This is a genomic window from Citrobacter sp. FDAARGOS_156 (genome assembly GCF_001559235.2).
Taxonomy (GTDB): domain Bacteria; phylum Pseudomonadota; class Gammaproteobacteria; order Enterobacterales; family Enterobacteriaceae; genus Citrobacter; species Citrobacter youngae.
Genome location: NZ_CP014030.2, coordinates 727,087 through 750,617, shown reverse-complemented (window position 1 = coordinate 750,617; position 23,531 = coordinate 727,087). Strand labels below are relative to the sequence as shown.

Sequence of the window (23,531 nt, the reverse complement as noted above, 5' to 3'; positions counted from 1 at the left end):
TAGCTAAATTGGTAAGTATCGGTTCTCTGTCATAAGCTGGGAACCGCAGTTAGGAATTACTGAATTTGTTTACTAACGGCTATTGCCATAATTACGTTGCCCATCGCTATAGTTCTTTGTTTCCTTCTTAGCCATGTAACTGGTACGATAAATTAATGCTTTATAGCTGTCACTTTGCTTACCTTCTTTACGGTCGAGGTAATAACAAGGATGCTCAGGTAAATGAATCAGACGTTGACCTGCGGTAAATTCAATCTGTAAAGCACTCAGCCATGCTTGATGGATGAAGGTTAATAATTTCCCACCATCTTCGTTGTAGGTTCCTAAGTAGTTATAGGTGTCTTTATTTAGTAATATCAGGACATGGTAATGTTTCTTGTTAGTCGTAGGGGTGAACTCTCTGGTCCATGCATAGTGTAAAGTTGTATTATGAACTCGCTTACCTGATCGTTTAGTCGCCTTAAGATCTGCTTTAATTATGGCTTTTAATGAACTAAAGAACCTAGATATGGCTGCATCATCAGAATTAGCAAAGGATGCTTCATCAGGTATATCATTGGTATCAGGGTTATGAGCAGCATACGGAACGTGAAGATCTATTCTAACTGCAATTACTCTGGCATGTTCAGCTAGCGCTTTGTCTGTGGTCTGCTCAATACGATCCAGGTGATATGAATCTAAAGGACCGTGAGTTGTAATATAATCGTACATAGCTACCTCTTTGGTTATAGTTACTTGAATGAATCTCTATAACCTAGATGTGGTAGTATTTATTTAAACAGACATCATATATAAATTCATAGTGACTACATGGGTATAATACTTATTAGTTCTGGGTATATTGTGAACATCTCATACAGGTTATAACGAATGATCAGGTATGCTTACTATAAACAATTATTGTTTTTATATTGCATTAACTATTAACATAGATATTTATCTTATCAATAATATTATTTTTTATATTTATCATTAAAGGCATTGTTTATTTCTTCTATGTATATTTCGTATTAAAGACATTGCTTATTATAATAGACAAACCGACACTGATATATTGATAGAATATTAAATTGCAATAGAAGAAGAAAACCATAGAAACAGGTTAATTACATGCTAATATTAACTCTCGAATTATCTTTATTCATTCGTTGTATTTCGCATTAGCAATATGGTGTTTTATGGTTATTGGATAGGGCTGATTATAATGTCTGCTCAGAGCGATGAGCTGACCTAAATATATAGCTTCAAACATGCGATGATGATTGATATCCAGCCAGATTTCAGAAGGACCGACAGACTGCCGGTCCTGCGGGGAGATTACTTCAGCTCCAGCATACTTATCACATGGGCAATATCCGCGATATCGCCTGCTGACAACGGCTGCAAAGGACGAGGCAGGCAATCCATGTCGGTTAGCCCAAGCACTCCAGCAGCTGTGGCAATAACACGAAGACTTCCACCATGTTTACGGAACAGCGCCCACAAAGGTTCAAGGCGGGCTGTCAGGGCAGTAACGCGTTGATGATCCTTTACCGCCGCGGCTTCAGTGATTTGTTTCGCCATCTCAGGGAACAGACCGCCACACACGGAGTACCAGACTTCACAACCAGCGTTTAATCCCAGCCCCGCATAAGCGTCGCCACTGATACCGATTGTTACACCAGGGCGCAGATGTTGACGTAACGCATTCACCCGCTCAGTCGCTGCAGCGGGGCTATCCGGTACGCCAGGGATCTTGACCGAGCGAATCCCCTCAAGTGATGAGAGACGGCCGTGAAGTTCATCCGTAAAGGTAAAATGCGTAGTGCCCGGATTATCATAGATACACACCGGTACAGACACGTGCCGGGTAACGGTCTCAAAGAGTGAGAATACTTCTTCGTCACGGAGTGGCTGGTAGCTGACCGCCGGGAGTAACAGAGCATTCGCGCCGGCTGCCTGCGCGTCATCTGCCAGATGCAGGATAGCATCGGTACTGACCGCTCCCACACATACCATCATTGGGATATCCCCGGCATGCTGTTTTGCCAGCGTTGCTACGCGCTTGCGCTGCTCCCGGGTCAGATAGGCGTAGCTTCCGGTTGACCCCAGGATGCCCATAGAATCAACCCGAGCTTCTGTCAGGCGGGAAAGAATATGGCTGAAACCCTTTTCATCCACGCCGCTGGCGGTGAGTGGGGTTAATGGAAACGCCGACAAACCGGTAAACATAAAAGTTTCTCCTGAATGATATTACTGCTGTTGTTCTTCGATGAGAGCAACCTCAAACCACAGACCGGGCATCATTTTTTCCAGGCCGTCGGTCAGCATCTTCCCGGCTTCGTGAAGTCTCTCCAGCGGCATCTGCGGCAGGCTTTCCAGAATAAACCACATTTGCTGAGCTTCCACACCTAAGCGGGTTCTGAGCCCCTGTCGCCAGTTCCAGCGACGGCAGGTCACACCGATATCATCACACCAGATGATCTCGCCTTGTGAAGGATATTCAACGGCCTTTTCCCCCTCTTTGACTGTATCAAAAGGCTCTGTTCCTTTTGCCACGGCCAGACATGGTGAACCCTGATAGGCAGCGATATTCTCTCCACCCACCGGAACGGCGTAGCGGAGACTAACGGCATTATAAAGATCAACGATGGGATCAAGTGCTGGCATCGTTCCGTCACGTAATACGCGCTTGCGTAACGCATCCGCTGAGCAAGGGGTACGTTTAGGTTTAGCACCAAACTTTTGAAAAACCTCTGCCCATGCGGTCAGATGCGCTTCCGCCCACTCAGGCTCACCGGCCAGAACCGCTTCACAGGCTTCTCGCAGCGCTGTTTCTCCGATATCGGAGTTAAGCACTGGTGCAGCTTTTACGTAGACACTGAGTGCCCGAAAACCAGGCGCAATGCGATAAATTTCAGGGGCAATTGACGGAGAGACTGTTAACACGTGATAATCCTGTAATGACCAATTTATCCCATGATAATGACCGATGACCAAGAAAGTCAATTTAATGACCGATGCAGATTCTATCGTCAGCACCGTAAATGAAGCCGTATCTCAGCGGATTAAGCTGTATCGTAAGCAAAAGAAAATATCGCTCGATGAACTCTCCCGCCGGGCGGGCGTCAGCAAGGGCGCGCTGGTTGAGATTGAGGGATGCCGGGCAAATCCCAGCATAGCCCTGTTATGCCGCCTGGCTGCCGCGATGGGGGTTTCGGTAGCCGATTTTGTGGATGTCAGTTCCAAACCGACCGTGCATCTCATTGCTGAAGATGAGATCCCAGAATTGTGGGCTGGTGAAAAAGGAGGGAGAGCAAGGTTGCTCGCTGGTTCGGGCGGCCCTGATATGACCGAGCTCTGGATGTGGGAAATGCAACCGGGGGAAAAGTTTGCTTCGCCCGGCCACACGGAAGGGACGCTTGAGCTGTTTTATGTTCAGACAGGCACGCTCACGCTGGGTGTGAAGGACCACCTGTATCAGGTAAAAACCGGCTGTTCAGCAACAGCCAGAACGGACGTTCCTCATTTCTATGAAAACCAGGAGGAGGGACCATTGGTGTTCATCATGACAGTACATGAGAAAACATCCTGATTGTCGCCCGGCAAGCAATAGGGCTTGTTTTATCACAGGTAAGTTTGCATGGAGTGGTTCAGTGGATAATCAACATCTGAGTTTTGCCAAAAGCCAGTTTACTGTCACAACCGATCCCGCTTTTTTTCAACTGGAAGCCATTCACGATTACCTCTCGCAATCGTCCTGGGCTCCAGGCATTGATGCCGAAACGGTCAGAATATCAATCCAGAACAGCCTTTGTTTTGCGCTTCTGGATGGAACAAGACAAATCGGCTTCGCCCGCCTTGTCACAGACTATGCCACTTTTGGTTATTTGTGTGACGTCTACGTATTAAACGATTATCAGAAAAGTGGTCTCGGCCGCTGGCTGATCGAATGCTGTCACGCCCATCCGTTGATGTCACGCCTGCGACGGATAATGTTGGTCACTGACAGCGCGCCCTGGCTATACCAAAAACTGGGTTATAACCCATTGAACCGGAAAGATTTTGTCTGGCAGATCAATCGGCCCGAGATTTATCGTAATGCCGGACAAAAATAAGAATACTTTTCAGAGAGTAATGATAAATGTTAATCCGTAGGGCCAGTTCCTCTGATGCAGAAGAGCTGGCTATTTTAGCCGAGCGAACCTTCAGAAAGACTTTCCAGGATGGTAATACTCAGGAGGATATGGATCTTCACTGCCATGCAAGCTATTCAACTAATATCCAGTTGAAAGAAATCCTCAGACAAGACTGGATTACATTAGTCTGCGAATACGAGAGCAAACTGATTGGGTACGCTCAACTAAGGTGGGAAGAGTTTCCTCCCTGTGTCAATAGCATCCATGCCGGAGAAATTCTGTGTCTGTATGTCGATGAGCCCTACCATGGTAAAGGATTTGCACAGGCACTGATGCAAAAGTGCTTTGCTGAATTTGAGGCAAAGGGATCGGATCCTGTCTGGTTAGGTGTCTGGGAACATAACCCAAGAGCCATCTCTTTTTACCGTAAGCTTGGGTTTACCGAGGTGGGTGAGCATATCTTTCAGGTTGGGTCAGACCCGCAGAGAGATATCATTATGAAACGCTCAACTTACGCTAGCTGAACACACATTTTGACTATATTTGGCACAAAGCAGACTGGCGAGCCGACTCCTGCCAGATATGGGAAGCGTAGCCTGAAGCAGATTAGTGTTAACTTATAAAAAACTTGAGATCTATATCACCATAACGAAACACCAATCCGTTTTCTTTCATTCACGTTTTAAGCCCTGTGGTTAACGCTACAGGGCTTTTTCTTTATGGAGCTTACAATGCCTCAATCTGAATCCGCTTTGCTGTCTGACGGTCCATTTACGCGCTTTGATGCCGAAGTGCTGGTTGCGCTCTACAGCAATATCACCATCGAAGATGACCAGGGAACGCACTTTCGTTTAGTTATTCGTGACACCGATGGCAGTCTTATCTGGCGGGACTGGAACTTTGCCGCTGAAGCCGGAGTGATGCTTAATCGCTTTATTGACAGTGACGGCATTCCCCGTACCGCTTCCTGATTTAAATCTTAACTCACCATTAAGCCATGCTTCCTTCGGGAGGCATGGCTTTACCCTTGTTCTGCTGATAAGGAATCCGCTATGCGTTTAGCATCCCGCTTTGGTCGCGTGAATCTTATTCGCCGTGACCGGCCATTAACTCATGAAGAGTTGTTTGCCCATGTTCCGAGCATCTTCAGTGAAGAAAAACATAAATCACGCAGTACCAGATACACGTATATCCCGACCATTACATTACTGGATAATCTTAAGCGGGAAGGCTTTCAGCCCTTCTTTGCCTGCCAGACCCGCGTCAGGGATTTAAACAAGCGCGAGCATACCAAACATATGCTGCGCTTACGCCGTGAAGGTCAGATTACCGGTAAGCAGGTGCCGGAAATCATATTGCTCAATTCCCATGATGGTTCCAGTTCGTATCAGATGTTGCCAGGTCTGTTTCGTGCGATCTGTCAGAATGGTTTGATTTGCGGAGAGTCATTTGGTGAGGTGCGTGTACCACATAAAGGTAACGTCGTTGAGAAGGTGATTGAAGGGGCTTACGAGGTGCTCGGTGTGTTTGACCGCGTGGAGGAAAAGCGCGAGGCCATGCAGTCGCTGCAACTCCCGCCTCCGGCACAGCAGGCTTTTGCCAGAGCCGCACTGACCTACCGCTTTGGCGAAGACCACCAGCCGGTGACTGAAGCGCAGGTACTGGCACCCCGCCGCTGGCAGGACGAATCCGGCGACCTGTGGACGGTCTATAACCGCATCCAGGAGTCGCTGATAAAAGGCGGTCTGGCCGGACGCTCTGCCCTGGGGAAACGTAGTCACACCCGCGCCGTGAAAGGCATTGACGGCGACCTGAAGCTCAATCGGGCGTTATGGGTGATGGCCGAAGAACTCCAGCAGGCGCTGAGCTGATACCCGACAGCACCACATCCCTTTTCCCTTATCTGTCCAACGCATTTATTTACAGCGAGATTTCATCATGCAACACACCACCACACCCGAAGCAACAACGACACCGGTACGCCAGATGCAACCTGAGCGCACCGTTATCACGGCCAGCCTTGTCCCCGACGAAGAACGAATCGCCTTCTGGGGCCGTCGCTTTGGTCGCGTCCGCCAGTGGGTATTTCTCGAGCCCCAGGTGTTTTCCTGGCTCGACCTCTGGAGCACCGACTATCAGGGCGGCATCTGGGATTTTCACATACTGTCGAATGGCGGCGCATTTCTGACACCGCTGGAGCTGGAGAGTTACACGCTGTTTAACGAGCATAACGGCAATGACGCCGAACTCAGCACTGAAGCCACCGGTATTGCAGTGTGCCTGATGGCCTGGAGTCACCATGCCTGCCGTACCGGTTGCCAGGCTATCAGTGAACACTACTACCGCCTGCGCAATTACGCGCTGGCCCATCCTGAATGCAGCGGTATCATGCGGCTGATTGACTGAGGTGAACCCTTATGAACACAGCACTATTGCTGGTTTCCATCCAGCCCGATGTAGTACCTTCTGCGGCAATCAGCCTGACCCCAGGCGCTCAGCGCATCATCCGCCAGGCGCTGTCGATACTGGAACAGCACCTGCGCCAGCCCGGTGTGTCATTCCTCTCGGCAGAGGCAACCCGCGACTGGCTGCGCCTGAAAATGGCCGGACTGGAGCGGGAGGAGTTTATGGTTCTGTTCCTGGATAACCAGCATCAGCTACTGGCGGCTGAAACCCTGTTTACCGGCACCCTCAGCCACGTTGAAGTCCATCCCCGTGAAATAGTGAAAGCAGCCCTGCGCCATAACGCCGCAGCGGTGATCCTCGCGCATAACCATCCTTCCGGCACGGCAGAGCCCAGCAAAGCGGACCGGCTTATCACCAGTAATCTGCAAAATACGCTGCTGCTGGTTGAGGTGCAGACTCTCGATCACTTCATCGTCGGCCACCGGGATATTGTCTCGTTTGCTGAGAGAGGCTGGCTATGAACATCATCAGTAAGCGCCAGGCGATGACGCTTTACCGGCAGACTCCCGGTTCGCGGCTGGCAACTTATTGCAAAGGCCGCTATCGCTGGACCGGCAGCGTCTGCCATTACACCGGTCGCCACGTCCGGGATATCAGCGGCGTACTGGCCGTTTTTGCCGAACGGCGGCAGGACCGCCACGGACCCTATGCACTCCTGCGCTGCGTGACCCTGAATTAATCACCGCTCGTTATCTTTAAGGAAAACTAAAAATGAAATCAAATAATACTAAATCAACCCCTGCATGGGGATTGCCCACGACCTCTAATCCGTCATTTGGCGCGCGCCTGGTCCAGGAGGGTAAGCAATTGCATTATCTGGCCGACCGTTCGGCTATTAACGGTACATTCACCCAGGCGCAACTACAGACGCTGAACATCGTCTTTCCGGCGTTTGTAAAACAGATGCAAGCCGCGTTACGTTCCGGTGAACTCGATCCGCGCAAAGCCAGACGGTTTACATCCACACTGAATGGCATGACCCTGGAGGCCGATACCAATGGCTCGTTTGGCTATGTCTATATCGTGATTTACCCGACTACGCAGAGCCAGGGAGAAGCGCTATGACCCGCGCCTGTAAAATCAGTGAAGTTATTGCCCACCTGCAACAGCATCAGAACGACGATTTTGTCCTTTGCAGCCTGTGGTATGAAGATGACGTGCGAAGTGTTGATCCTTCCGTCACGACAGAAAAGGCCAGAGCCGTACTCAGCCACGCCGCAAAGCACCACAATGCTGAGCAGGGCATTAACTGGGACGCACTGGACGCCGCATTGCAGGCTATTCGCCAGAAGTAGTCCATAATCCCCCTCCGTAACCAGAATATCCCTTTCACTTAACAGAGACACTTTTATGCAAACCCAACCCTTGCACCCGATACGGGCGGTATCGACACAACCGTCGCCTGTCGAAATCTGGCAGAAAATGCTGACCCATTTACTGGCTAAGCATTATGGTCTCACGCTCAACGACACGCCGTTTAGCGAAAAGAAGGTTATCCAGGAACACATTGAGGCTGGTATTTCGCTGTGTGACGCCGTGAACTTTATTGTGGAGAAATACGAACTGGTTCGTATCGATCGCAGCAGTCCCTCGCTCCTGGAGCGCCCTCCTTTCATTAGCGCTATCGACATCCTGTATGCCCGCCGGGCAGCAGGGCTGATGAAGCGCGACGGTTATAAAGCCGTTTCGAAGATCACTAACGGAAAAAATCACCGTCAGGGAGAGTCGCGATGACAACCTCACTTAACGTTGAAGCTGAAGGCGTTTATGTCCTGGCGCTCAATATAGGGAAAATTGCCGTTGAAGTTGACGGTGTGGATATAGACGCGTAGCTCAATGTCGTCAACGATAACGGCTATACGTTCCGGGTCCTGATTGTTCCGAGGCCGGTTATCGTTGAAGATCCTTTGCCCATACCTGCCCAGTTGCCCGATATCCAGTGCAGCACGGCGCATATTACCGATGCGGATAACCGGCTACTGCACGCGTTGCCACATCAGGCCGAAGAATACGGTGATGCCGAGTGGGCGAATTACACCGGCCCTGGCTATCTGCTGCGTCTTGATGCCCGGTCGTTTCCGGTATTACGGTTGAAGTGGCTGGGTCTACGTAAATTGATCATCACGCTGATGCTGCGTTATTCATGCAGCATCATTCATTTTGATGCCTTTGGAGAACTACTACCAGATTTTGAGATATTCAACTAGTGAACCTTTTTTCCATCAACATTACTGCCAGCTCGTCTGTATCGGCTGGTTTTCCCATTTCAACCCTATTAACATTACTCGTAACAGTGAAATTATCGTTGTGAAATAATCCCCCCCCGATCAGCTTTGTCCATATAACAGTATTAAACATGAGCAGCCCTTTCTGGCTGCTCATGTTGCTAGTAGCTATCAGAAATGATAATTAAGCCCAGCCTGTACGCTGACATCGCTGTCAATATCACCAGTGCCATAATAGGTGCTGACATTAAAAGTAAGGTCTTTATTCAACCCGGCATTTACACCCAGCCCAAAGATACCAAGCTTCTGGTTGTTTCCTTCACTCATATGGTAATCCGCTGCGGTGAAGTCGGAGTTATCAGAAAATTCAGCCTGATAACGAGCATCGGCCCACGGCATAAGGCTGATATTCGCCACATCTACTTCTGTTGTTACACGAACTCCGGCTCCAGCATGCCATACAGATATATTATTATCAGAATATTCAATGCCAGATTCACTAAATCCGTCAGAGGTTGCCTTATCCCAGCCAGCCAGGGCATACGTCTGAACTAACGTCTGTGATGGCAGCATCATATTCACACCAGCACGGGACTCAACATTATAAGCATTCCCCTGGTATGAGGAGCTATAAGACTGCTGATTACCCGTTGTCTGAGTACCAACATTGCTCCCGGACATAGAATATCGCATATCGCCATAGCTGAAGCTACCATCAGCAAACAATCCCCAACCAGTTTCATGCAAATGCTGTTGCCATCCACCGTAAACGCTATAGTAGTTACCATAAACATCATTGTTAAAGTGGCCTGAGTTATCACCATGACTGGTTTTATTACGGATATAACCCAGCGCAATACCTCCAGTCAGACTATCGGTATTACCCAGCTCAGTAGTCCAGTCCATACCGCCCTGGGTTCCTTGCAGCACACTTTTATAATTCACATCGTCCTGATAATTACCATTCTGATACAGGAAATCACCCCAGATATGAGCGCCTTCCTGTACCCCATAACGCAAATTAATGTTATTGATAGAATCCATGTGAGCTGCAATATCTGAAGCAATAACATCGCTGGACTGTTTGGCCGCATCCAGGCCAGCAATAGCGCCCTGAACATCACTTGCCAGACCAGCTTTAGCCATGGTTACGCTGGCTGTGGTAGTGGTTGCTGCGTCTGCTGTCAGGTTTTGAGATGCTATGGTTTTATCAGTATTTGTTGTTGAATCAATCGTGGCATCGTAATTATATGCACCAGAGCGAGCAGTAACAGACTGCTGACCATTAGCAAAGGCTACATTTATATTATTCGAATTATCTGTAGAATAGATAACCCCACCTTGAGATCCCGTATTACCAAGCTCACTTAACGTAACATTTACTGGATCATTAGTTTTCCCACCAATAACCAGATAACTATCTGCACTGGTATTAACATTCGCATTAGTTAAAGAGTTTGCAGCAGCCCCAGACACGATGAGCACACTATTGCTTTCTACATTAACATCAGTACCATCAACAAAATAGTTATTGTCCCCACCAACAAGAAGCTTGCTATTATCAGTTACATTAATCGTATCTGCGGAAGCAAATGAGTTATTATCAGGATCTGCACCATAATCCAGACCGGAACTGTTACCGGTTCCTGAATCATTAGTACCATCCATAACAACTAATGAGCTTTTGTGTGTTATATCAAATTCATTGATGTTATTAATTTCACCATTAAATGTAGCTGTTCCATATGTAGGATTACCATTGTCATCTGTATCATCAGTAATCATAGTTAAAGGAACACCAGCAGAGACATGACTATTATTTAATACTAATTTATTAGTATCAGTACTATTTTCATTTACTCCACCATCAATATAACACCCCATGACACATACAGTATTATTTAGCTCAATCGTGTCACTACCTGCACCACCATTTATCGTAGCAACTTCTACTTTAAGTGGGGATGATGCATCATCACTGCCTAAAGCGATATAATCATCTCCATCACCACCATTTACATTAAAAGACATCAGGAAGTGATCAGTGTCATTTTTTACTGAAATAGTGTCATTTCCATTTCCACCATCAAATGTCGCACCATCTAAACTAGGTTGTAATGCTGCTTTACCCGTTTTTGAATTAATATCGTCATCATGTACATTGTTAATGGAAATAATGTCATTACCATCACCGCCTTCATAAATCGCATCATCATTGCTATAACCATCCTTATAATTGTTAAGCGTGATAGTGTCATTCCCGGCACCGGCATCCACAGCATAACCATCTGATGTAGAACCAAACACATAGGTGTCATCAAGGGTGATCGTATCATTACCATCACCAGTGCTAATCCCAGAACCATAAACTCGCGATTGATGGACCAGGTTAACAATATCGTTGCCAGTACTAGTAGTAATACCGTTATCAATGTTATCTGGATTGCCCTCTTCCACATTAGTAACAGTAGTACAAGTCTGTGATATTCCATCTGCGTTTGTTCTACATGGTGAAGATGCCAGGGCCGATGTAAATGCGCCACTAATTGCTAACGTCGATGTTGATAAAATGATACATTTAGTGAGTTTGTTTAAAGAAAACATAGTTTCAGCTATTCCCATCCGATTAAGTATTAGATGTATAGCGGCCAAAAATCTCCAAACTTAAATAATCTCCACCTTCATTATCTTTAACCATCAAGATATTACTGCACACAACAAATCACAATGAATGATGTTTTTTAACATAAATGCCATTTTGGCAAAAAACAATTGATGATGATTGGAGAGATGCTTACTTATGGATATTATTGTTAAATAAATTAAATGCGACCCAGTGAACCACTGGTCGCATCGGTATAAGAACATTATGTTTTCTTCTAACTAAGCGCTATTCTCAGTTCTGAGCCTTATCAAGATCAGACAGCGAATATTCAGTCAGCTCCCAGTCAACATCTTTACTTTGATACTGTGGCATAACAGTCCCTTTATTTACACCCACGACAACCTGGTAGCTTTCGCTTTTCCATACGCCGGTCTGAGGGCAAAGCGCACCAGATGAAGCTGTTGTTCCTGCGGGTAACGACTGGACACTCCCCCTCGAATAGGGTTCCAAAGCATATCCACCACCAAATCCAATAGGGTTAACCATACAAACTCCTGACATAAAATCGTAAAGGCAGTTTCATTAACTAGCGGTACGTATAACTTCAGGATTAAGTATTTCCTGACAGACGGCATAAAATTTGTGATGAGTGTCGCATTTGAGACATTTTGAATTTCTGGTTCGTTAATCAATAAAGCAGAACCGATTATTGCCGTTCACCTTCCTGATTTATTTCTTTGATCTTCACTTCCACAACATAACGTACCTGCCGTTCCCGGCAGGTACGTTTGTTTTTATACGGACGAACAATCATGCAAACAGAAGTTGAAGTTTTAACCGATCACAACGAGCTGATTTGCTCCACCAACATTGAACATATCGTTATAGGACGTAATGCAGCGCTGCAACAAATCAACAGCCTTATCCAGCAGCTATCAGAGATCTCCACGCTAACCAGCAGTATTGGCGGCGGAACGGCGAACGACTGGGGGCAAAGAGACAGCCATCGTTTCGGCAGTTGGCTGACAGAGCCGGTTGATGCCGCTATGAAGGCCATAACCCGAAGCATTGATCGCGATATCTGGCGAGATCTGATGCTGAAATCGGGGATGATAGTGCTGATGGATGCCCAGGCGCGTGATGAGTGGCACCGGAATCTGGAGGCCAGCACGTTGCCAGAAATCAGCGAAGCCAATATTCTTTCTACCTTTAAGCAACTGCATCACAGCAAAGGTGAGGTCTTTGAGCGGGGGATTATCAATCTCTTTAAGGGGCTCAGTTGGGACTATCGCACTAATTCGCCCTGTCGGTTTGGTAAGAAGATCGTGATGACCGGTCTGGTAAGGCATGACAAATGGGGGTTTAGCCTGAACTGGGGACGGCAGCACGATCAGTTAGCTGATCTGGATCGTATGCTGAATCTGCTGGACGGAAAACCCATACCAGAAAACCGCCACGACCTGACGGTCAAACTCTCCGAACATATCAACAAGCAACGCACGGCCAGCGTGTATAACGATGACTTCTTTACAATACGCTACTTCCAGAAAGGCACCGCACACATTATCTTTAAACGAGCAGATTTGGTTGATAAGATGAATGACATTCTGGCAAAGCATTACCCTTCAGCCCTACCCGCAAAAGCCTGAGTTCGGTTCCCTATTCTTTACAAAAGGGACTGAGGGCACAAATGAGGGTACAAAATTAATCACATCAAACAAAATTTTTATATTACAATCAGTTAAATTAATATATCGATTCCGAGTCCGGCACCACTATTTAGAAGAACCAGCCTACGGGCTGGTTTTTTGCTTTTGTGGTTCTGATACTTTCCAATCGCTCATCCCTCAATATCCATACAGCACACCCCCTCACAAAATCCGCACGAACGATTAGCCGTACCCGTGTTCAAGCAGACATCTGGATTCTATAAGAAGATGGGATTTAGCGTGACGGGACGGAGGGAAGTGGACGATCTCGGACGACCGTACCCGTTACTCAGCCTCGTACACGGGTAGCCGTACTTATTGCCTGATGCGCTGCGCTTATCAGGCCTACAACAGCCTGGTTATCCGGGAATACAGACGCAAAAAAGCCCATCCGTCAGGATGGGCTTCTTCACTTTAATTAATGCCTGGCAGTTCCCTACTCTCGCATGGGGAGACCCCACACTACCATCGGCGCTACGGCGTTTCACTTCTGAGTTCGGCATGGGGTCAGGTGGGACCACCGCGCTACAGCCGCCAGGCAAATTCTGTTTATCAGACCGCTTCTGCGTTCTGATGTCATCTGTAATCAAGCTGAATCTGATGTCTCTTCGCCAAAACACCTTCGGCGTTGTAAGGTTAAGCCTCACGGTTCATTAGTATCGGTTAGCTCAATGTATCGCTACACTTACACACCCGACCTATCAACGTCATCGTCTTTAACGTTCCTTCAGGAGACTTATAGTCTCAGGGAGAACTCATCTCGGGGCAAGTTTCGTGCTTAGATGCTTTCAGCACTTATCTCTTCCGCATTTAGCTACCGGGCAATGCCATTGGCATGACAACCCGAACACCAGTGATGCGTCCACTCCGGTCCTCTCGTACTAGGAGCAGCCCCCCTCAATTCTCCAGCGCCCACGGCAGATAGGGACCGAACTGTCTCACGACGTTCTAAACCCAGCTCGCGTACCACTTTAAATGGCGAACAGCCATACCCTTGGGACCTACTTCAGCCCCAGGATGTGATGAGCCGACATCGAGGTGCCAAACACCGCCGTCGATATGAACTCTTGGGCGGTATCAGCCTGTTATCCCCGGAGTACCTTTTATCCGTTGAGCGATGGCCCTTCCATTCAGAACCACCGGATCACTAAGACCTGCTTTCGCACCTGCTCGAGCCGTCACTCTCGCAGTCAAGCTAGCTTATGCCTTTGCACTAACCTCCTGATGTCCGACCAGGATTAGCTAACCTTCGTGCTCCTCCGTTACTCTTTAGGAGGAGACCGCCCCAGTCAAACTACCCACCAGACACTGTCCGCAACCCGGATTACGGGTCCACGTTAGAACACCAGCCATTAAAGGGTGGTATTTCAAGGTTGGCTCCATGCAGACTGGCGTCCACACTTCAAAGCCTCCCACCTATCCTACACATCAAGGACCAGTGTTCAGTGTCAAGCTATAGTAAAGGTTCACGGGGTCTTTCCGTCTTGCCGCGGGTACACTGCATCTTCACAGCGAGTTCAATTTCACTGAGTCTCGGGTGGAGACAGCCTGGCCATCATTACGCCATTCGTGCAGGTCGGAACTTACCCGACAAGGAATTTCGCTACCTTAGGACCGTTATAGTTACGGCCGCCGTTTACCGGGGCTTCGATCAAGAGCTTCTCCTTACGGATAACCCCATCAATTAACCTTCCGGCACCGGGCAGGCGTCACACCGTATACGTCCACTTTCGTGTTTGCACAGTGCTGTGTTTTTAATAAACAGTTGCAGCCAGCTGGTATCTTCGACTGATTTCAGCTCCATGAGTAAATCACTTCACCTACATATCAGCGTGCCTTCTCCCGAAGTTACGGCACCATTTTGCCTAGTTCCTTCACCCGAGTTCTCTCAAGCGCCTTGGTATTCTCTACCTGACCACCTGTGTCGGTTTGGGGTACGATTTCGTGTTACCTGATGCTTAGAGGCTTTTCCTGGAAGCAGGGCATTTGTTACTTCAGCACCGTAGTGCCTCGTCATCACACCTCAGCGTTAAAAAGGTACCGGATTTACCTGGAACCTCCGCCTACATGCTTAAACCGGGACAACCGTCGCCCGGCTAACATAGCCTTCTCCGTCCCCCCTTCGCAGTAACACCAAGTACAGGAATATTAACCTGTTTCCCATCGACTACGCCTTTCGGCCTCGCCTTAGGGGTCGACTCACCCTGCCCCGATTAACGTTGGACAGGAACCCTTGGTCTTCCGGCGTGCGGGTTTTTCACCCGCATTATCGTTACTTATGTCAGCATTCGCACTTCTGATACCTCCAGCATGCCTCACGACACACCTTCAACGGCTTACAGAACGCTCCCCTACCCAACAACACATAGTGTCGCTGCCGCAGCTTCGGTGCACAGTTTAGCCCCGTTACATCTTCCGCGCAGGCCGACTCGACCAGTGAGCTATTACGCTTTCTTTAAATGATGGCTGCTTCTAAGCCAACATCCTGGCTGTCTGTGCCTTCCCACATCGTTTCCCACTTAACTGTGACTTTGGGACCTTAGCTGGCGGTCTGGGTTGTTTCCCTCTTCACGACGGACGTTAGCACCCGCCGTGTGTCTCCCGTGATAACATTCTTCGGTATTCGCAGTTTGCATCGGGTTGGTAAGTCGGGATGACCCCCTAGCCGAAACAGTGCTCTACCCCCGAAGATGAATTCACGAGGCGCTACCTAAATAGCTTTCGGGGAGAACCAGCTATCTCCCGGTTTGATTGGCCTTTCACCCCCAGCCACAAGTCATCCGCTAATTTTTCAACATTAGTCGGTTCGGTCCTCCAGTTAGTGTTACCCAACCTTCAACCTGCCCATGGCTAGATCACCGGGTTTCGGGTCTATACCCTGCAACTTAACGCCCAGTTAAGACTCGGTTTCCCTTCGGCTCCCCTATTCGGTTAACCTTGCTACAGAATATAAGTCGCTGACCCATTATACAAAAGGTACGCAGTCACCCCATAAAGAGGCTCCCACTGCTTGTACGTACACGGTTTCAGGTTCTTTTTCACTCCCCTCGCCGGGGTTCTTTTCGCCTTTCCCTCACGGTACTGGTTCACTATCGGTCAGTCAGGAGTATTTAGCCTTGGAGGATGGTCCCCCCATATTCAGACAGGATACCACGTGTCCCGCCCTACTCTTCGAGTTCACAACCTGTGCATTTTGGTGTACGGGACTATCACCCTGTACCGTCGGACTTTCCAGACCGTTCCACTAACACACAAGCTGATTCAGACTCTGGGCTGCTCCCCGTTCGCTCGCCGCTACTGGGGGAATCTCGGTTGATTTCTTTTCCTCGGGGTACTTAGATGTTTCAGTTCCCCCGGTTCGCTTCATTACGCTATGGATTCACGTAATGATAGTGTGTCGAAACACACTGGGTTTCCCCATTCGGAAATCGCCGGTTATAACGGTTCATATCACCTTACCGACGCTTATCGCAGATTAGCACGTCCTTCATCGCCTCTGACTGCCAGGGCATCCACCGTGTACGCTTAGTCGCTTAACCTCACAACCCGAAGATGTTTCGTAAAACACCACCGTGTTGTGAAAATTTGAGAGACTCGAACACACTGCTTTTCATTTCTTATTACGGAGAAATAAAACAGTGTGTCGTTTCAATTTTCAGCTTGATCCAGATTTTTAAAGAGCAAAACTTCTTAATGCACTCGAAAGTACATTCAGAAGTTCATCATTCATCAGACAATCTGTGTGAGCACTACAAAGAACGTTTCTTTAAGGTAAGGAGGTGATCCAACCGCAGGTTCCCCTACGGTTACCTTGTTACGACTTCACCCCAGTCATGAATCACAAAGTGGTAAGCGCCCTCCCGAAGGTTAAGCTACCTACTTCTTTTGCAACCCACTCCCATGGTGTGACGGGCGGTGTGTACAAGGCCCGGGAACGTATTCACCGTGGCATTCTGATCCACGATTACTAGCGATTCCGACTTCATGGAGTCGAGTTGCAGACTCCAATCCGGACTACGACGCACTTTATGAGGTCCGCTTGCTCTCGCGAGGTCGCTTCTCTTTGTATGCGCCATTGTAGCACGTGTGTAGCCCTACTCGTAAGGGCCATGATGACTTGACGTCATCCCCACCTTCCTCCAGTTTATCACTGGCAGTCTCCTTTGAGTTCCCGGCCGGACCGCTGGCAACAAAGGATAAGGGTTGCGCTCGTTGCGGGACTTAACCCAACATTTCACAACACGAGCTGACGACAGCCATGCAGCACCTGTCTCACGGTTCCCGAAGGCACCAAGCCATCTCTGGCAAGTTCCGTGGATGTCAAGAGTAGGTAAGGTTCTTCGCGTTGCATCGAATTAAACCACATGCTCCACCGCTTGTGCGGGCCCCCGTCAATTCATTTGAGTTTTAACCTTGCGGCCGTACTCCCCAGGCGGTCGACTTAACGCGTTAGCTCCGGAAGCCACGCCTCAAGGGCACAACCTCCAAGTCGACATCGTTTACGGCGTGGACTACCAGGGTATCTAATCCTGTTTGCTCCCCACGCTTTCGCACCTGAGCGTCAGTCTTTGTCCAGGGGGCCGCCTTCGCCACCGGTATTCCTCCAGATCTCTACGCATTTCACCGCTACACCTGGAATTCTACCCCCCTCTACAAGACTCTAGCCTGCCAGTTTCGGATGCAGTTCCCAGGTTGAGCCCGGGGATTTCACATCCGACTTGACAGACCGCCTGCGTGCGCTTTACGCCCAGTAATTCCGATTAACGCTTGCACCCTCCGTATTACCGCGGCTGCTGGCACGGAGTTAGCCGGTGCTTCTTCTGCGAGTAACGTCAATCACTAAGGTTATTAACCTTAATGCCTTCCTCCTCGCTGAAAGTACTTTACAACCCGAAGGCCTTCTTCATACACGCGGCATGGCTGCATCAGGCTTGCGCCCATTGTGCAATATTCCCCACTGCTGCCTCCCGTAGGAGTCTGGACCGTGTCTCAGTTCCAGTGTGGCTGGTCATCCTCTCAGACCAGCTAGGGATCGTCGCCTAGGTGAGCCGTTACCCCACCTACTAGCTAATCCCATCTGGGCACATCCGATGGCAAGAGGCCCGAAGGTCCCCCTCTTTGGTCTTGCGACGTTATGCGGTATTAGCTACCGTTTCCAGTAGTTATCCCCCTCCATCGGGCAGTTTCCCAGACATTACTCACCCGTCCGCCACTCGTCACCCAAGGAGCAAGCTCCTCTGTGCTACCGTTCGACTTGCATGTGTTAGGCCTGCCGCCAGCGTTCAATCTGAGCCATGATCAAACTCTTCAATTTAAGTTTGATGCTCGTGAATTAAACTTCGTAATGAATTACGTGTTCACTCAGAGACTTGAGTATTCATTTTTCGTCTTGCGACGTTAAGAATCCGTATCTTCGAGTGCCCACACAGATTGTCTGATAAATTGTTAAAGAGCAGTTGCGACGCGCTTTAGCGCTCTGTCGCGAGGTGGCGTATATTACGCTTTCCTCTTTCAGAGTCAACCCTCATTTTCAGGTTTTTCTCTTCAACCGGCCCGGCTGTTTGTGTGAAGTGATTCACATCCGCCGTGTCGATGGAGGCGCATTATAGGGGGTTTCCCTCAACCCGCAACCCTTAAATGACAGAAAAATGACTGACTGCTGCAATCCCCAGCAAAACCCCGCCTTATACCTATTTACGCACAGAGTTATCCACAAAGCCGTCAATATTTCCTGCATCACATCCCGGAAAAAGAAGAAACCAACATTGAATCCTCTTTTCTATATAGAAAGAAAATAACGGATGCCCATTTTCTACTACATATATAAGAAGGGATGGCGGCGGGAATGCCCGAATCCCCCTACTACCTTTGAATTACGTACCTCATCGGGCGATAATACCCGCACAAACAGTGATTCCAGGACGGCGATGAGACACCCTCTGCAACGAACGGCTATACGCAAACGCCCGATGAAACTCGGCACAACCGTGATCCTCATGGTCAGCGCGGTCCTCTTCTCTGTGCTACTCGTCGTTCATTTGATTTACTTCTCGCAAATCAGCAACACGACACGTGATGCCTTAGCAGACAAAGCGCTTGCGGTCGCGCGAACGTTGGCAAACTCTCCTGAAATCCGCGAGGGGCTCAAGAAAAAGCCTGAGGACAGCGGCATCCAGGCAATTGCTCAAGCGGTAAATAAGCGCAACGATTTTTTATTCATCGTTGTCACGGATATGAAAAGCATTCGTTATTCGCACCCTGAAGCACAACGTATCGGCCAACCGTTTAAAGGCGACGATATCCTGTTGGCGTTACAGGGCAAAGAGAACGTTGCCATTAATCGCGGCTTTCTGGCTAAAGCGCTACGCGTTTTCACCCCCATTTATGACGATCATCACCAGCAGATTGGGGTTGTGTCGATCGGTCTCGAGTTAAGCAGGGTCACAGAACAGATCAATAACAGCCGCGGCAGTATCTTTTGGTCTATCTTATTTGGCGTTCTGGTTGGGTTACTAGGTACCTGGGTATTGGTGAAGGTTCTCAAACGCATTCTGTTTGGTCTGGAGCCTTATGAAATATCCAACCTGTTCGAACAGCGCCAGGCGATGCTGCACTCTATAAAGGAGGGGGTCATTGCCGTTGATGATAGTGGTGAGGTCACGCTAATAAACCAGGCCGCCCAGGAGCTATTGGATTACCGAAAGTCGCAGGATGATGCCCAACTCTCCACACTCAGCCATGCATGGTCTCAGGTAGTTGATCTTTCGCAGGTGCTACGTGATGGAACACCACGCCGTGATGAGGAGATCACGGTGAAGGACCGGCTGCTTTTAATCAACACCGTTCCAGTACTCAGCAATGGCAGAATCATCGGGGCAATTTCAACGTTCAGAGACAAGACGGAAGTCCGAAAACTCATGCAACGTCTGGACGGTATGGTTAACTATGCCGATGCACTTCGTGAACGATCCCACGAATTCATGAACAAGTTACACGTGATTCTGGGATTATTGCACCTGAAAAGTTATAAGCAGTTGGAAAATTATATCATTAAGACGGCCAACAATTATCAGGAAGAGATTGGCTCACTGTTAGGCAAAATAAAATCACCGGTGATCGCGGGCTTTTTACTCAGTAAGATTAATCGCACATCTGATTTAGGTCATAGTCTGATCATTAGTAATGAAAGCCAGTTGCCGGAAAATAGTAATGAAGATCAGGTGGCGGTGTTGATCACCGTGCTGGGTAATTTGATTGAAAACGCCCTGGAGGCGCTAGGTCAAGAACCGGGGGGTGAGATCAGCGTATCCTTACATTATCGACACGGCTGGTTGCATTGCGAAGTGAATGACGATGGTCCGGGGATCGCCCCCGAACGCATTGACCACATCTTTGAGAAGGGCGTCTCGTCAAAAGGAACCGAACGAGGCGTCGGTTTAGCACTTGTGAAACAGCAGGTTGAAAACGTTGGCGGCAATATTTCCGTCGAATCCGAACCTGGGGTCTTCACCCAATTTTTTGTACAGTTACCGTGGAATGGTGAGAGGGCCAGCAGATGATCAATGTCTTAGTTGTCGATGACGATGCAATGGTAGCGGAGTTAAACCGCCGTTATGTCGCGCAGCTGTCTGGTTTTCATTGCTGCGGAACGGCCTCTACTCTCGAAAAAGCCAAAGAGATCATCTTTCATGGCGAACATCGTATTGACCTGATTCTACTGGATATTTATATGCAGAAAGAAAACGGTCTGGACCTGTTACCCATTCTGCACAGCGAAGGCTGTAAATGTGATGTCATCGTCATCTCCTCCGCCGCCGATGCGACAACCATTAAAGACTCACTCCACTACGGTGTCGTTGATTATCTGATCAAACCATTTCAGGCCTCACGCTTTGAAGAAGCCTTAACCAACTGGCTGCAGAAGAAAACGGATATGGAGAAGCATCAGTACTATGAACAGTCAGAGCTTGACCAACTGATTCATGGTAGCTCTTCCAGCGAGCAGGAAACGCGGCGCTTACCTAAGGGGCTGACACCACAAACGTTACGTACGCTGTGCCAGTGGATTGATGAGCACCAGGACCAGGAATTCTCCACGGATGAACTGGCGAACGAGGTCAATATCTCCCGGGTCTCATGCCGTAAATACCTTATCTGGCTCGTCAATTGTCATATCTTATTTACCAGTATCCATTATGGTGTTACTGGCCGACCGGTTTACCGCTACCGCGTTCAGGCTGAGCATTACTCATTACTTAAACAATACTGCCAATAAAACGCTCCCCCAGGGATTATTCGTTATATAAAAGTAACAATTATTAAAATAATGAAAAATCCCTTTTCATCCCGCTAAAACAGATAAATAGTTAATTTGCGTTAGATCAAATATATTTGTATAAAACATGTTAAATTCATTATTTTGTTATTGATAAACATCACACTGTTTTTAATTTCAAAATCGCTAACAAAAGTTAATTAAGTATTAACTAACTCACAGAGTGTGTATTTTTACTCCTAAAGGATTAGTCTGAATTTCATCAGACATAAAAATCTAGACTGGTAGCAATGGAGACCATGCTACGTACTATGGACACCGTACATTTTTGTGAGCAAATAAACGTATCCGTACGCCAGACTCATTACCACATGACATGGCGTGACCGCGATCACATAAAGAATACACTCACCAGGTATACCGGTGTTTTACGTAATAGCGGACAATGTAGAACCAACGGTCAGCCCCCGGAAAACCGGTGTAAGCCAGCCCAACTACAGCGTCAGCCGCAGCGCTTCATAACCAGCCCTACTTCCCATCGCCTGAGGATTCTCTCCTCTGATCAATGCCATAGAAAAAAGCTAAATATTTCCAAAAAGTTATAAATACATTCTAGCCAGACATTTAAACATTAATCGCAAATACGGACATATCGAATACTGACCATTTTTTGATGCTTATTCCGGCAAAAAAGAATGTGCCACAGATCCATTTTTCAAAAAATTGACTGGGTTTTTCGCGAGGGTAAATAAAATGTTATTTAGTATACAACTTCTCATAATATTAATATGTTTGTTTTATGGTGCCAGAAAGGGCGGTATCGCGCTGGGTTTGTTAGGCGGTATCGGTCTGGTTATTCTGGTTTTCGTGTTCCATCTCCAGCCGGGTAAACCCCCTGTTGATGTAATGCTGGTTATTATTGCCGTGGTGGCCGCTTCTGCAACCTTGCAAGCCTCCGGCGGTCTTGACGTTATGCTGCAAATTGCTGAAAAGCTGCTGCGTCGTAACCCAAAATACGTTTCTATCGTAGCACCATTTGTTACCTGTACCCTGACTATCCTGTGCGGTACCGGCCACGTGGTGTACACCATTCTGCCGATCATTTATGACGTCGCCATTAAGAACAATATTCGCCCGGAACGCCCAATGGCGGCGAGTTCTATCGGTGCACAGATGGGGATTATCGCCAGTCCGGTTTCTGTAGCCGTTGTCTCGCTGGTTGCGATGCTGGGTAACGTGACATTTGAAGGCAAGCACCTCGAATTCCTCGACCTGCTTGGCATCACCATTCCGTCTACCCTGCTGGGTATCCTGGCTATCGGTATTTTCAGCTGGTTCCGTGGTAAAGATCTGGATAAAGATGAAGAGTTCCAGAAGTTTATTTCCGTACCTGAAAACCATCACTATGTGTATGGCGACACGGCAACACTGTTAGACAAAAAACTGCCGAAAAGTAACTGGCTGGCAATGTGGATCTTCCTCGCTGCCATCGCCGTTGTTGCCGTGCTCGGTGCAGTATCTGAACTGCGCCCTTCTTTTGGTGGCAAACCGCTGTCAATGGTCCTGGTTATCCAGATGTTCATGCTGCTGACTGGCGCATTGATTATCATCTTAACCAAAACGAATCCCGCATCTATCTCAAAAAATGAAGTCTTCCGTTCAGGTATGATCGCGATTGTTGCGGTGTACGGTATTGCCTGGATGGCCGAAACCATGTTCGGTGCGCATATGTCTGAAATTCAGGGCGTACTGGGCGAGATGGTGAAAGAACATCCGTGGGCCTATGCGATCGTCCTGCTGTTAGTCTCCAAGTTTGTAAACTCTCAGGCTGCAGCGCTGGCCGCTATCGTTCCAGTCGCACTGGCTATCGGGGTTGATCCAGCGTACATCGTTGCTTCTGCTCCGGCTTGTTACGGTTACTACATTCTGCCGACCTACCCGAGCGATCTGGCTGCTATTCAGTTTGACCGTTCAGGTACCACCCACATTGGCCGTTTCGTTATCAACCACAGCTTCATTCTGCCTGGTTTGATCGGCGTAAGCGTATCCTGTGTCTTTGGTTGGGTCTTCGCCGCAATGTACGGTTTCCTGTAATCACACTTCGCGTGCCGTCCGCTATGGTGCGGCACGCCA

General features: G+C 48.3%; 22 protein-coding genes, 3 rRNA genes and 1 pseudogene. 18 read left to right on the top strand and 8 right to left on the bottom strand.

The window, feature by feature from the left end; translation table 11 throughout:
* Window positions 1-72 precede the first annotated feature (72 nt).
* The 3 genes from AL515_RS03655 to AL515_RS03645 form a co-directional block, all read right to left on the bottom strand.
* Window positions 73-711, bottom strand: coding sequence for an inovirus Gp2 family protein (locus tag AL515_RS03655; protein WP_071887311.1), 639 nt, complete (start codon window positions 709-711; stop codon window positions 73-75).
* A gap of 606 nt (window positions 712-1,317) precedes the next feature.
* Window positions 1,318-2,211 (bottom strand): dihydrodipicolinate synthase family protein, encoded by an 894-nt coding sequence (locus AL515_RS03650; RefSeq protein WP_061067073.1) that lies wholly within the window; start codon window positions 2,209-2,211, stop codon window positions 1,318-1,320.
* Between the two features lie 21 nt (window positions 2,212-2,232).
* On the bottom strand, window positions 2,233-2,928 hold the full coding sequence (locus AL515_RS03645) for a B3/B4 domain-containing protein (RefSeq protein WP_048998202.1): 696 nt from the start codon (window positions 2,926-2,928) through the stop codon (window positions 2,233-2,235).
* 43 nt (window positions 2,929-2,971) lie between these two features.
* Here AL515_RS03645 and AL515_RS03640 point away from each other — a divergent pair, with 43 nt between their 5' ends.
* The 13 genes from AL515_RS03640 to AL515_RS24055 all read left to right on the top strand — a co-directional run bounded on the left by AL515_RS03640 (window position 2,972) and on the right by AL515_RS24055 (window position 8,791).
* Window positions 2,972-3,574 (top strand): helix-turn-helix domain-containing protein, encoded by a 603-nt coding sequence (locus AL515_RS03640; protein WP_048998203.1) that lies wholly within the window; start codon window positions 2,972-2,974, stop codon window positions 3,572-3,574.
* 61 nt (window positions 3,575-3,635) lie between these two features.
* Window positions 3,636-4,097: a GNAT family N-acetyltransferase gene (locus tag AL515_RS03635; protein WP_061067072.1), complete on the top strand. Its 462-nt coding sequence runs from the start codon at window positions 3,636-3,638 to the stop codon at window positions 4,095-4,097.
* A 26-nt stretch (window positions 4,098-4,123) separates the two neighbouring features.
* A complete protein-coding gene (locus AL515_RS03630) occupies window positions 4,124-4,642 on the top strand; it encodes a GNAT family N-acetyltransferase (protein ID WP_035897605.1) in 519 nt (172 codons plus the stop codon).
* A 207-nt stretch (window positions 4,643-4,849) separates the two neighbouring features.
* A complete protein-coding gene (locus AL515_RS03625; protein WP_061067071.1) occupies window positions 4,850-5,089 on the top strand; it encodes a DUF905 family protein in 240 nt (79 codons plus the stop codon).
* Between the two features lie 81 nt (window positions 5,090-5,170).
* Window positions 5,171-5,989: a DUF932 domain-containing protein gene (locus AL515_RS03620; protein WP_061067070.1), complete on the top strand. Its 819-nt coding sequence runs from the start codon at window positions 5,171-5,173 to the stop codon at window positions 5,987-5,989.
* A gap of 115 nt (window positions 5,990-6,104) precedes the next feature.
* Window positions 6,105-6,524 (top strand): antirestriction protein, encoded by a 420-nt coding sequence (locus tag AL515_RS03615; protein ID WP_061067069.1) that lies wholly within the window; start codon window positions 6,105-6,107, stop codon window positions 6,522-6,524.
* 11 nt (window positions 6,525-6,535) lie between these two features.
* A complete protein-coding gene (gene radC, locus AL515_RS03610) occupies window positions 6,536-7,045 on the top strand; it encodes a RadC family protein (protein WP_061067068.1) in 510 nt (169 codons plus the stop codon).
* The gene (locus AL515_RS03605; RefSeq protein ID WP_061067067.1) at window positions 7,042-7,263 is read left to right on the top strand and encodes a DUF987 family protein; all 222 of its coding nucleotides are present in this window, start codon (window positions 7,042-7,044) and stop codon (window positions 7,261-7,263) included. The genes radC and AL515_RS03605 overlap by 4 nt, the downstream gene beginning before the upstream one ends.
* A 32-nt stretch (window positions 7,264-7,295) precedes the next feature.
* Window positions 7,296-7,649 carry a type IV toxin-antitoxin system YeeU family antitoxin gene (locus AL515_RS03600; protein WP_061067066.1) on the top strand — a complete coding sequence of 118 codons (354 nt, stop codon included), beginning with the start codon at window positions 7,296-7,298 and terminating at the stop codon, window positions 7,647-7,649.
* Entirely contained in the window at window positions 7,646-7,879 is a 234-nt protein-coding gene (locus tag AL515_RS03595; RefSeq protein ID WP_061067065.1) for a hypothetical protein, read from the top strand. Before AL515_RS03600 ends, AL515_RS03595 begins: the two co-directional genes overlap by 4 nt.
* Before the next feature lie 55 nt (window positions 7,880-7,934).
* Entirely contained in the window at window positions 7,935-8,318 is a 384-nt protein-coding gene (locus tag AL515_RS03590) for a TA system toxin CbtA family protein (RefSeq protein ID WP_061067064.1), read from the top strand.
* Window positions 8,315-8,416: a DUF5983 family protein gene (locus tag AL515_RS24060; protein WP_442861284.1), complete on the top strand. Its 102-nt coding sequence runs from the start codon at window positions 8,315-8,317 to the stop codon at window positions 8,414-8,416. The genes AL515_RS03590 and AL515_RS24060 overlap by 4 nt, the downstream gene beginning before the upstream one ends.
* A gap of 75 nt (window positions 8,417-8,491) precedes the next feature.
* Window positions 8,492-8,791, top strand: coding sequence for a DUF5983 family protein (locus tag AL515_RS24055; protein ID WP_442861283.1), 300 nt, complete (start codon window positions 8,492-8,494; stop codon window positions 8,789-8,791).
* 189 nt (window positions 8,792-8,980) lie between these two features.
* Here AL515_RS24055 and AL515_RS03580 read toward each other — a convergent pair whose 3' ends face one another.
* Window positions 8,981-11,413: an autotransporter outer membrane beta-barrel domain-containing protein gene (locus AL515_RS03580; RefSeq protein ID WP_192575273.1), complete on the bottom strand. Its 2,433-nt coding sequence runs from the start codon at window positions 11,411-11,413 to the stop codon at window positions 8,981-8,983.
* A 292-nt stretch (window positions 11,414-11,705) separates the two neighbouring features.
* Window positions 11,706-11,960: a hypothetical protein gene (locus AL515_RS03575; RefSeq protein ID WP_061067062.1), complete on the bottom strand. Its 255-nt coding sequence runs from the start codon at window positions 11,958-11,960 to the stop codon at window positions 11,706-11,708.
* Between the two features lie 266 nt (window positions 11,961-12,226).
* On the opposite strand from AL515_RS03575, the gene AL515_RS03570 reads away from it, so the two are divergent.
* Window positions 12,227-13,063 (top strand): DUF4942 domain-containing protein, encoded by an 837-nt coding sequence (locus AL515_RS03570; RefSeq protein ID WP_061067061.1) that lies wholly within the window; start codon window positions 12,227-12,229, stop codon window positions 13,061-13,063.
* A 264-nt stretch (window positions 13,064-13,327) separates the two neighbouring features.
* Window positions 13,328-13,432, top strand: a pseudogene (locus AL515_RS03565) (acetyltransferase); the annotation flags it as partial.
* 114 nt (window positions 13,433-13,546) lie between these two features.
* On the opposite strand, the gene rrf reads toward AL515_RS03565, so the two are convergent.
* The 3 genes from rrf to AL515_RS03550 form a co-directional block, all read right to left on the bottom strand.
* A 5S ribosomal RNA gene (gene rrf / locus AL515_RS03560) occupies window positions 13,547-13,662 on the bottom strand.
* Between the two features lie 93 nt (window positions 13,663-13,755).
* Window positions 13,756-16,662: ribosomal RNA gene (locus tag AL515_RS03555) — 23S ribosomal RNA — on the bottom strand.
* Between the two features lie 233 nt (window positions 16,663-16,895).
* Window positions 16,896-18,437 (bottom strand): 16S ribosomal RNA (locus AL515_RS03550).
* The 16S, 23S and 5S rRNA genes sit together here, the layout of an rRNA operon.
* A 613-nt stretch (window positions 18,438-19,050) precedes the next feature.
* Between AL515_RS03550 and AL515_RS03540 the strand changes: the two genes are divergently transcribed.
* The 3 genes from AL515_RS03540 (at window position 19,051) to dcuB (ending at window position 23,492) form a co-directional block, all read left to right on the top strand.
* The gene (locus AL515_RS03540; protein WP_048213859.1) at window positions 19,051-20,682 is read left to right on the top strand and encodes a sensor histidine kinase; all 1,632 of its coding nucleotides are present in this window, start codon (window positions 19,051-19,053) and stop codon (window positions 20,680-20,682) included.
* Complete coding sequence (dcuR, locus tag AL515_RS03535; RefSeq protein WP_061067060.1) at window positions 20,679-21,398, top strand: two-component system response regulator DcuR; 720 nt, start codon at window positions 20,679-20,681, stop codon at window positions 21,396-21,398. Before AL515_RS03540 ends, dcuR begins: the two co-directional genes overlap by 4 nt.
* Window positions 21,399-22,151: 753 nt before the next feature.
* A complete protein-coding gene (gene dcuB, locus AL515_RS03530) occupies window positions 22,152-23,492 on the top strand; it encodes an anaerobic C4-dicarboxylate transporter DcuB (protein ID WP_048213861.1) in 1,341 nt (446 codons plus the stop codon).
* Window positions 23,493-23,531: the final 39 nt, after the last annotated feature.

Coding starts and splice junctions, on each gene's coding strand:
- AL515_RS03655 (WP_071887311.1), bottom strand. CDS start 711: ATGTACGATTATATTACAACTCACGGTCCTTTAGATTCATATCACCTG.
- AL515_RS03650 (WP_061067073.1), bottom strand. CDS start 2,211: ATGTTTACCGGTTTGTCGGCGTTTCCATTAACCCCACTCACCGCCAGC.
- AL515_RS03640 (WP_048998203.1), top strand. CDS start 2,972: ATGACCAAGAAAGTCAATTTAATGACCGATGCAGATTCTATCGTCAGC.
- AL515_RS03630 (WP_035897605.1), top strand. CDS start 4,124: ATGTTAATCCGTAGGGCCAGTTCCTCTGATGCAGAAGAGCTGGCTATT.
- AL515_RS03625 (WP_061067071.1), top strand. CDS start 4,850: ATGCCTCAATCTGAATCCGCTTTGCTGTCTGACGGTCCATTTACGCGC.
- AL515_RS03620 (WP_061067070.1), top strand. CDS start 5,171: ATGCGTTTAGCATCCCGCTTTGGTCGCGTGAATCTTATTCGCCGTGAC.
- AL515_RS03615 (WP_061067069.1), top strand. CDS start 6,105: ATGCAACCTGAGCGCACCGTTATCACGGCCAGCCTTGTCCCCGACGAA.
- radC (WP_061067068.1), top strand. CDS start 6,536: ATGAACACAGCACTATTGCTGGTTTCCATCCAGCCCGATGTAGTACCT.
- AL515_RS03605 (WP_061067067.1), top strand. CDS start 7,042: ATGAACATCATCAGTAAGCGCCAGGCGATGACGCTTTACCGGCAGACT.
- AL515_RS03600 (WP_061067066.1), top strand. CDS start 7,296: ATGAAATCAAATAATACTAAATCAACCCCTGCATGGGGATTGCCCACG.
- AL515_RS03595 (WP_061067065.1), top strand. CDS start 7,646: ATGACCCGCGCCTGTAAAATCAGTGAAGTTATTGCCCACCTGCAACAG.
- AL515_RS03590 (WP_061067064.1), top strand. CDS start 7,935: ATGCAAACCCAACCCTTGCACCCGATACGGGCGGTATCGACACAACCG.
- AL515_RS24060 (WP_442861284.1), top strand. CDS start 8,315: ATGACAACCTCACTTAACGTTGAAGCTGAAGGCGTTTATGTCCTGGCG.
- AL515_RS03580 (WP_192575273.1), bottom strand. CDS start 11,413: ATGTTTTCTTTAAACAAACTCACTAAATGTATCATTTTATCAACATCG.
- AL515_RS03575 (WP_061067062.1), bottom strand. CDS start 11,960: ATGGTTAACCCTATTGGATTTGGTGGTGGATATGCTTTGGAACCCTAT.
- AL515_RS03570 (WP_061067061.1), top strand. CDS start 12,227: ATGCAAACAGAAGTTGAAGTTTTAACCGATCACAACGAGCTGATTTGC.
- AL515_RS03540 (WP_048213859.1), top strand. CDS start 19,051: ATGAGACACCCTCTGCAACGAACGGCTATACGCAAACGCCCGATGAAA.
- dcuR (WP_061067060.1), top strand. CDS start 20,679: ATGATCAATGTCTTAGTTGTCGATGACGATGCAATGGTAGCGGAGTTA.
- dcuB (WP_048213861.1), top strand. CDS start 22,152: ATGTTATTTAGTATACAACTTCTCATAATATTAATATGTTTGTTTTAT.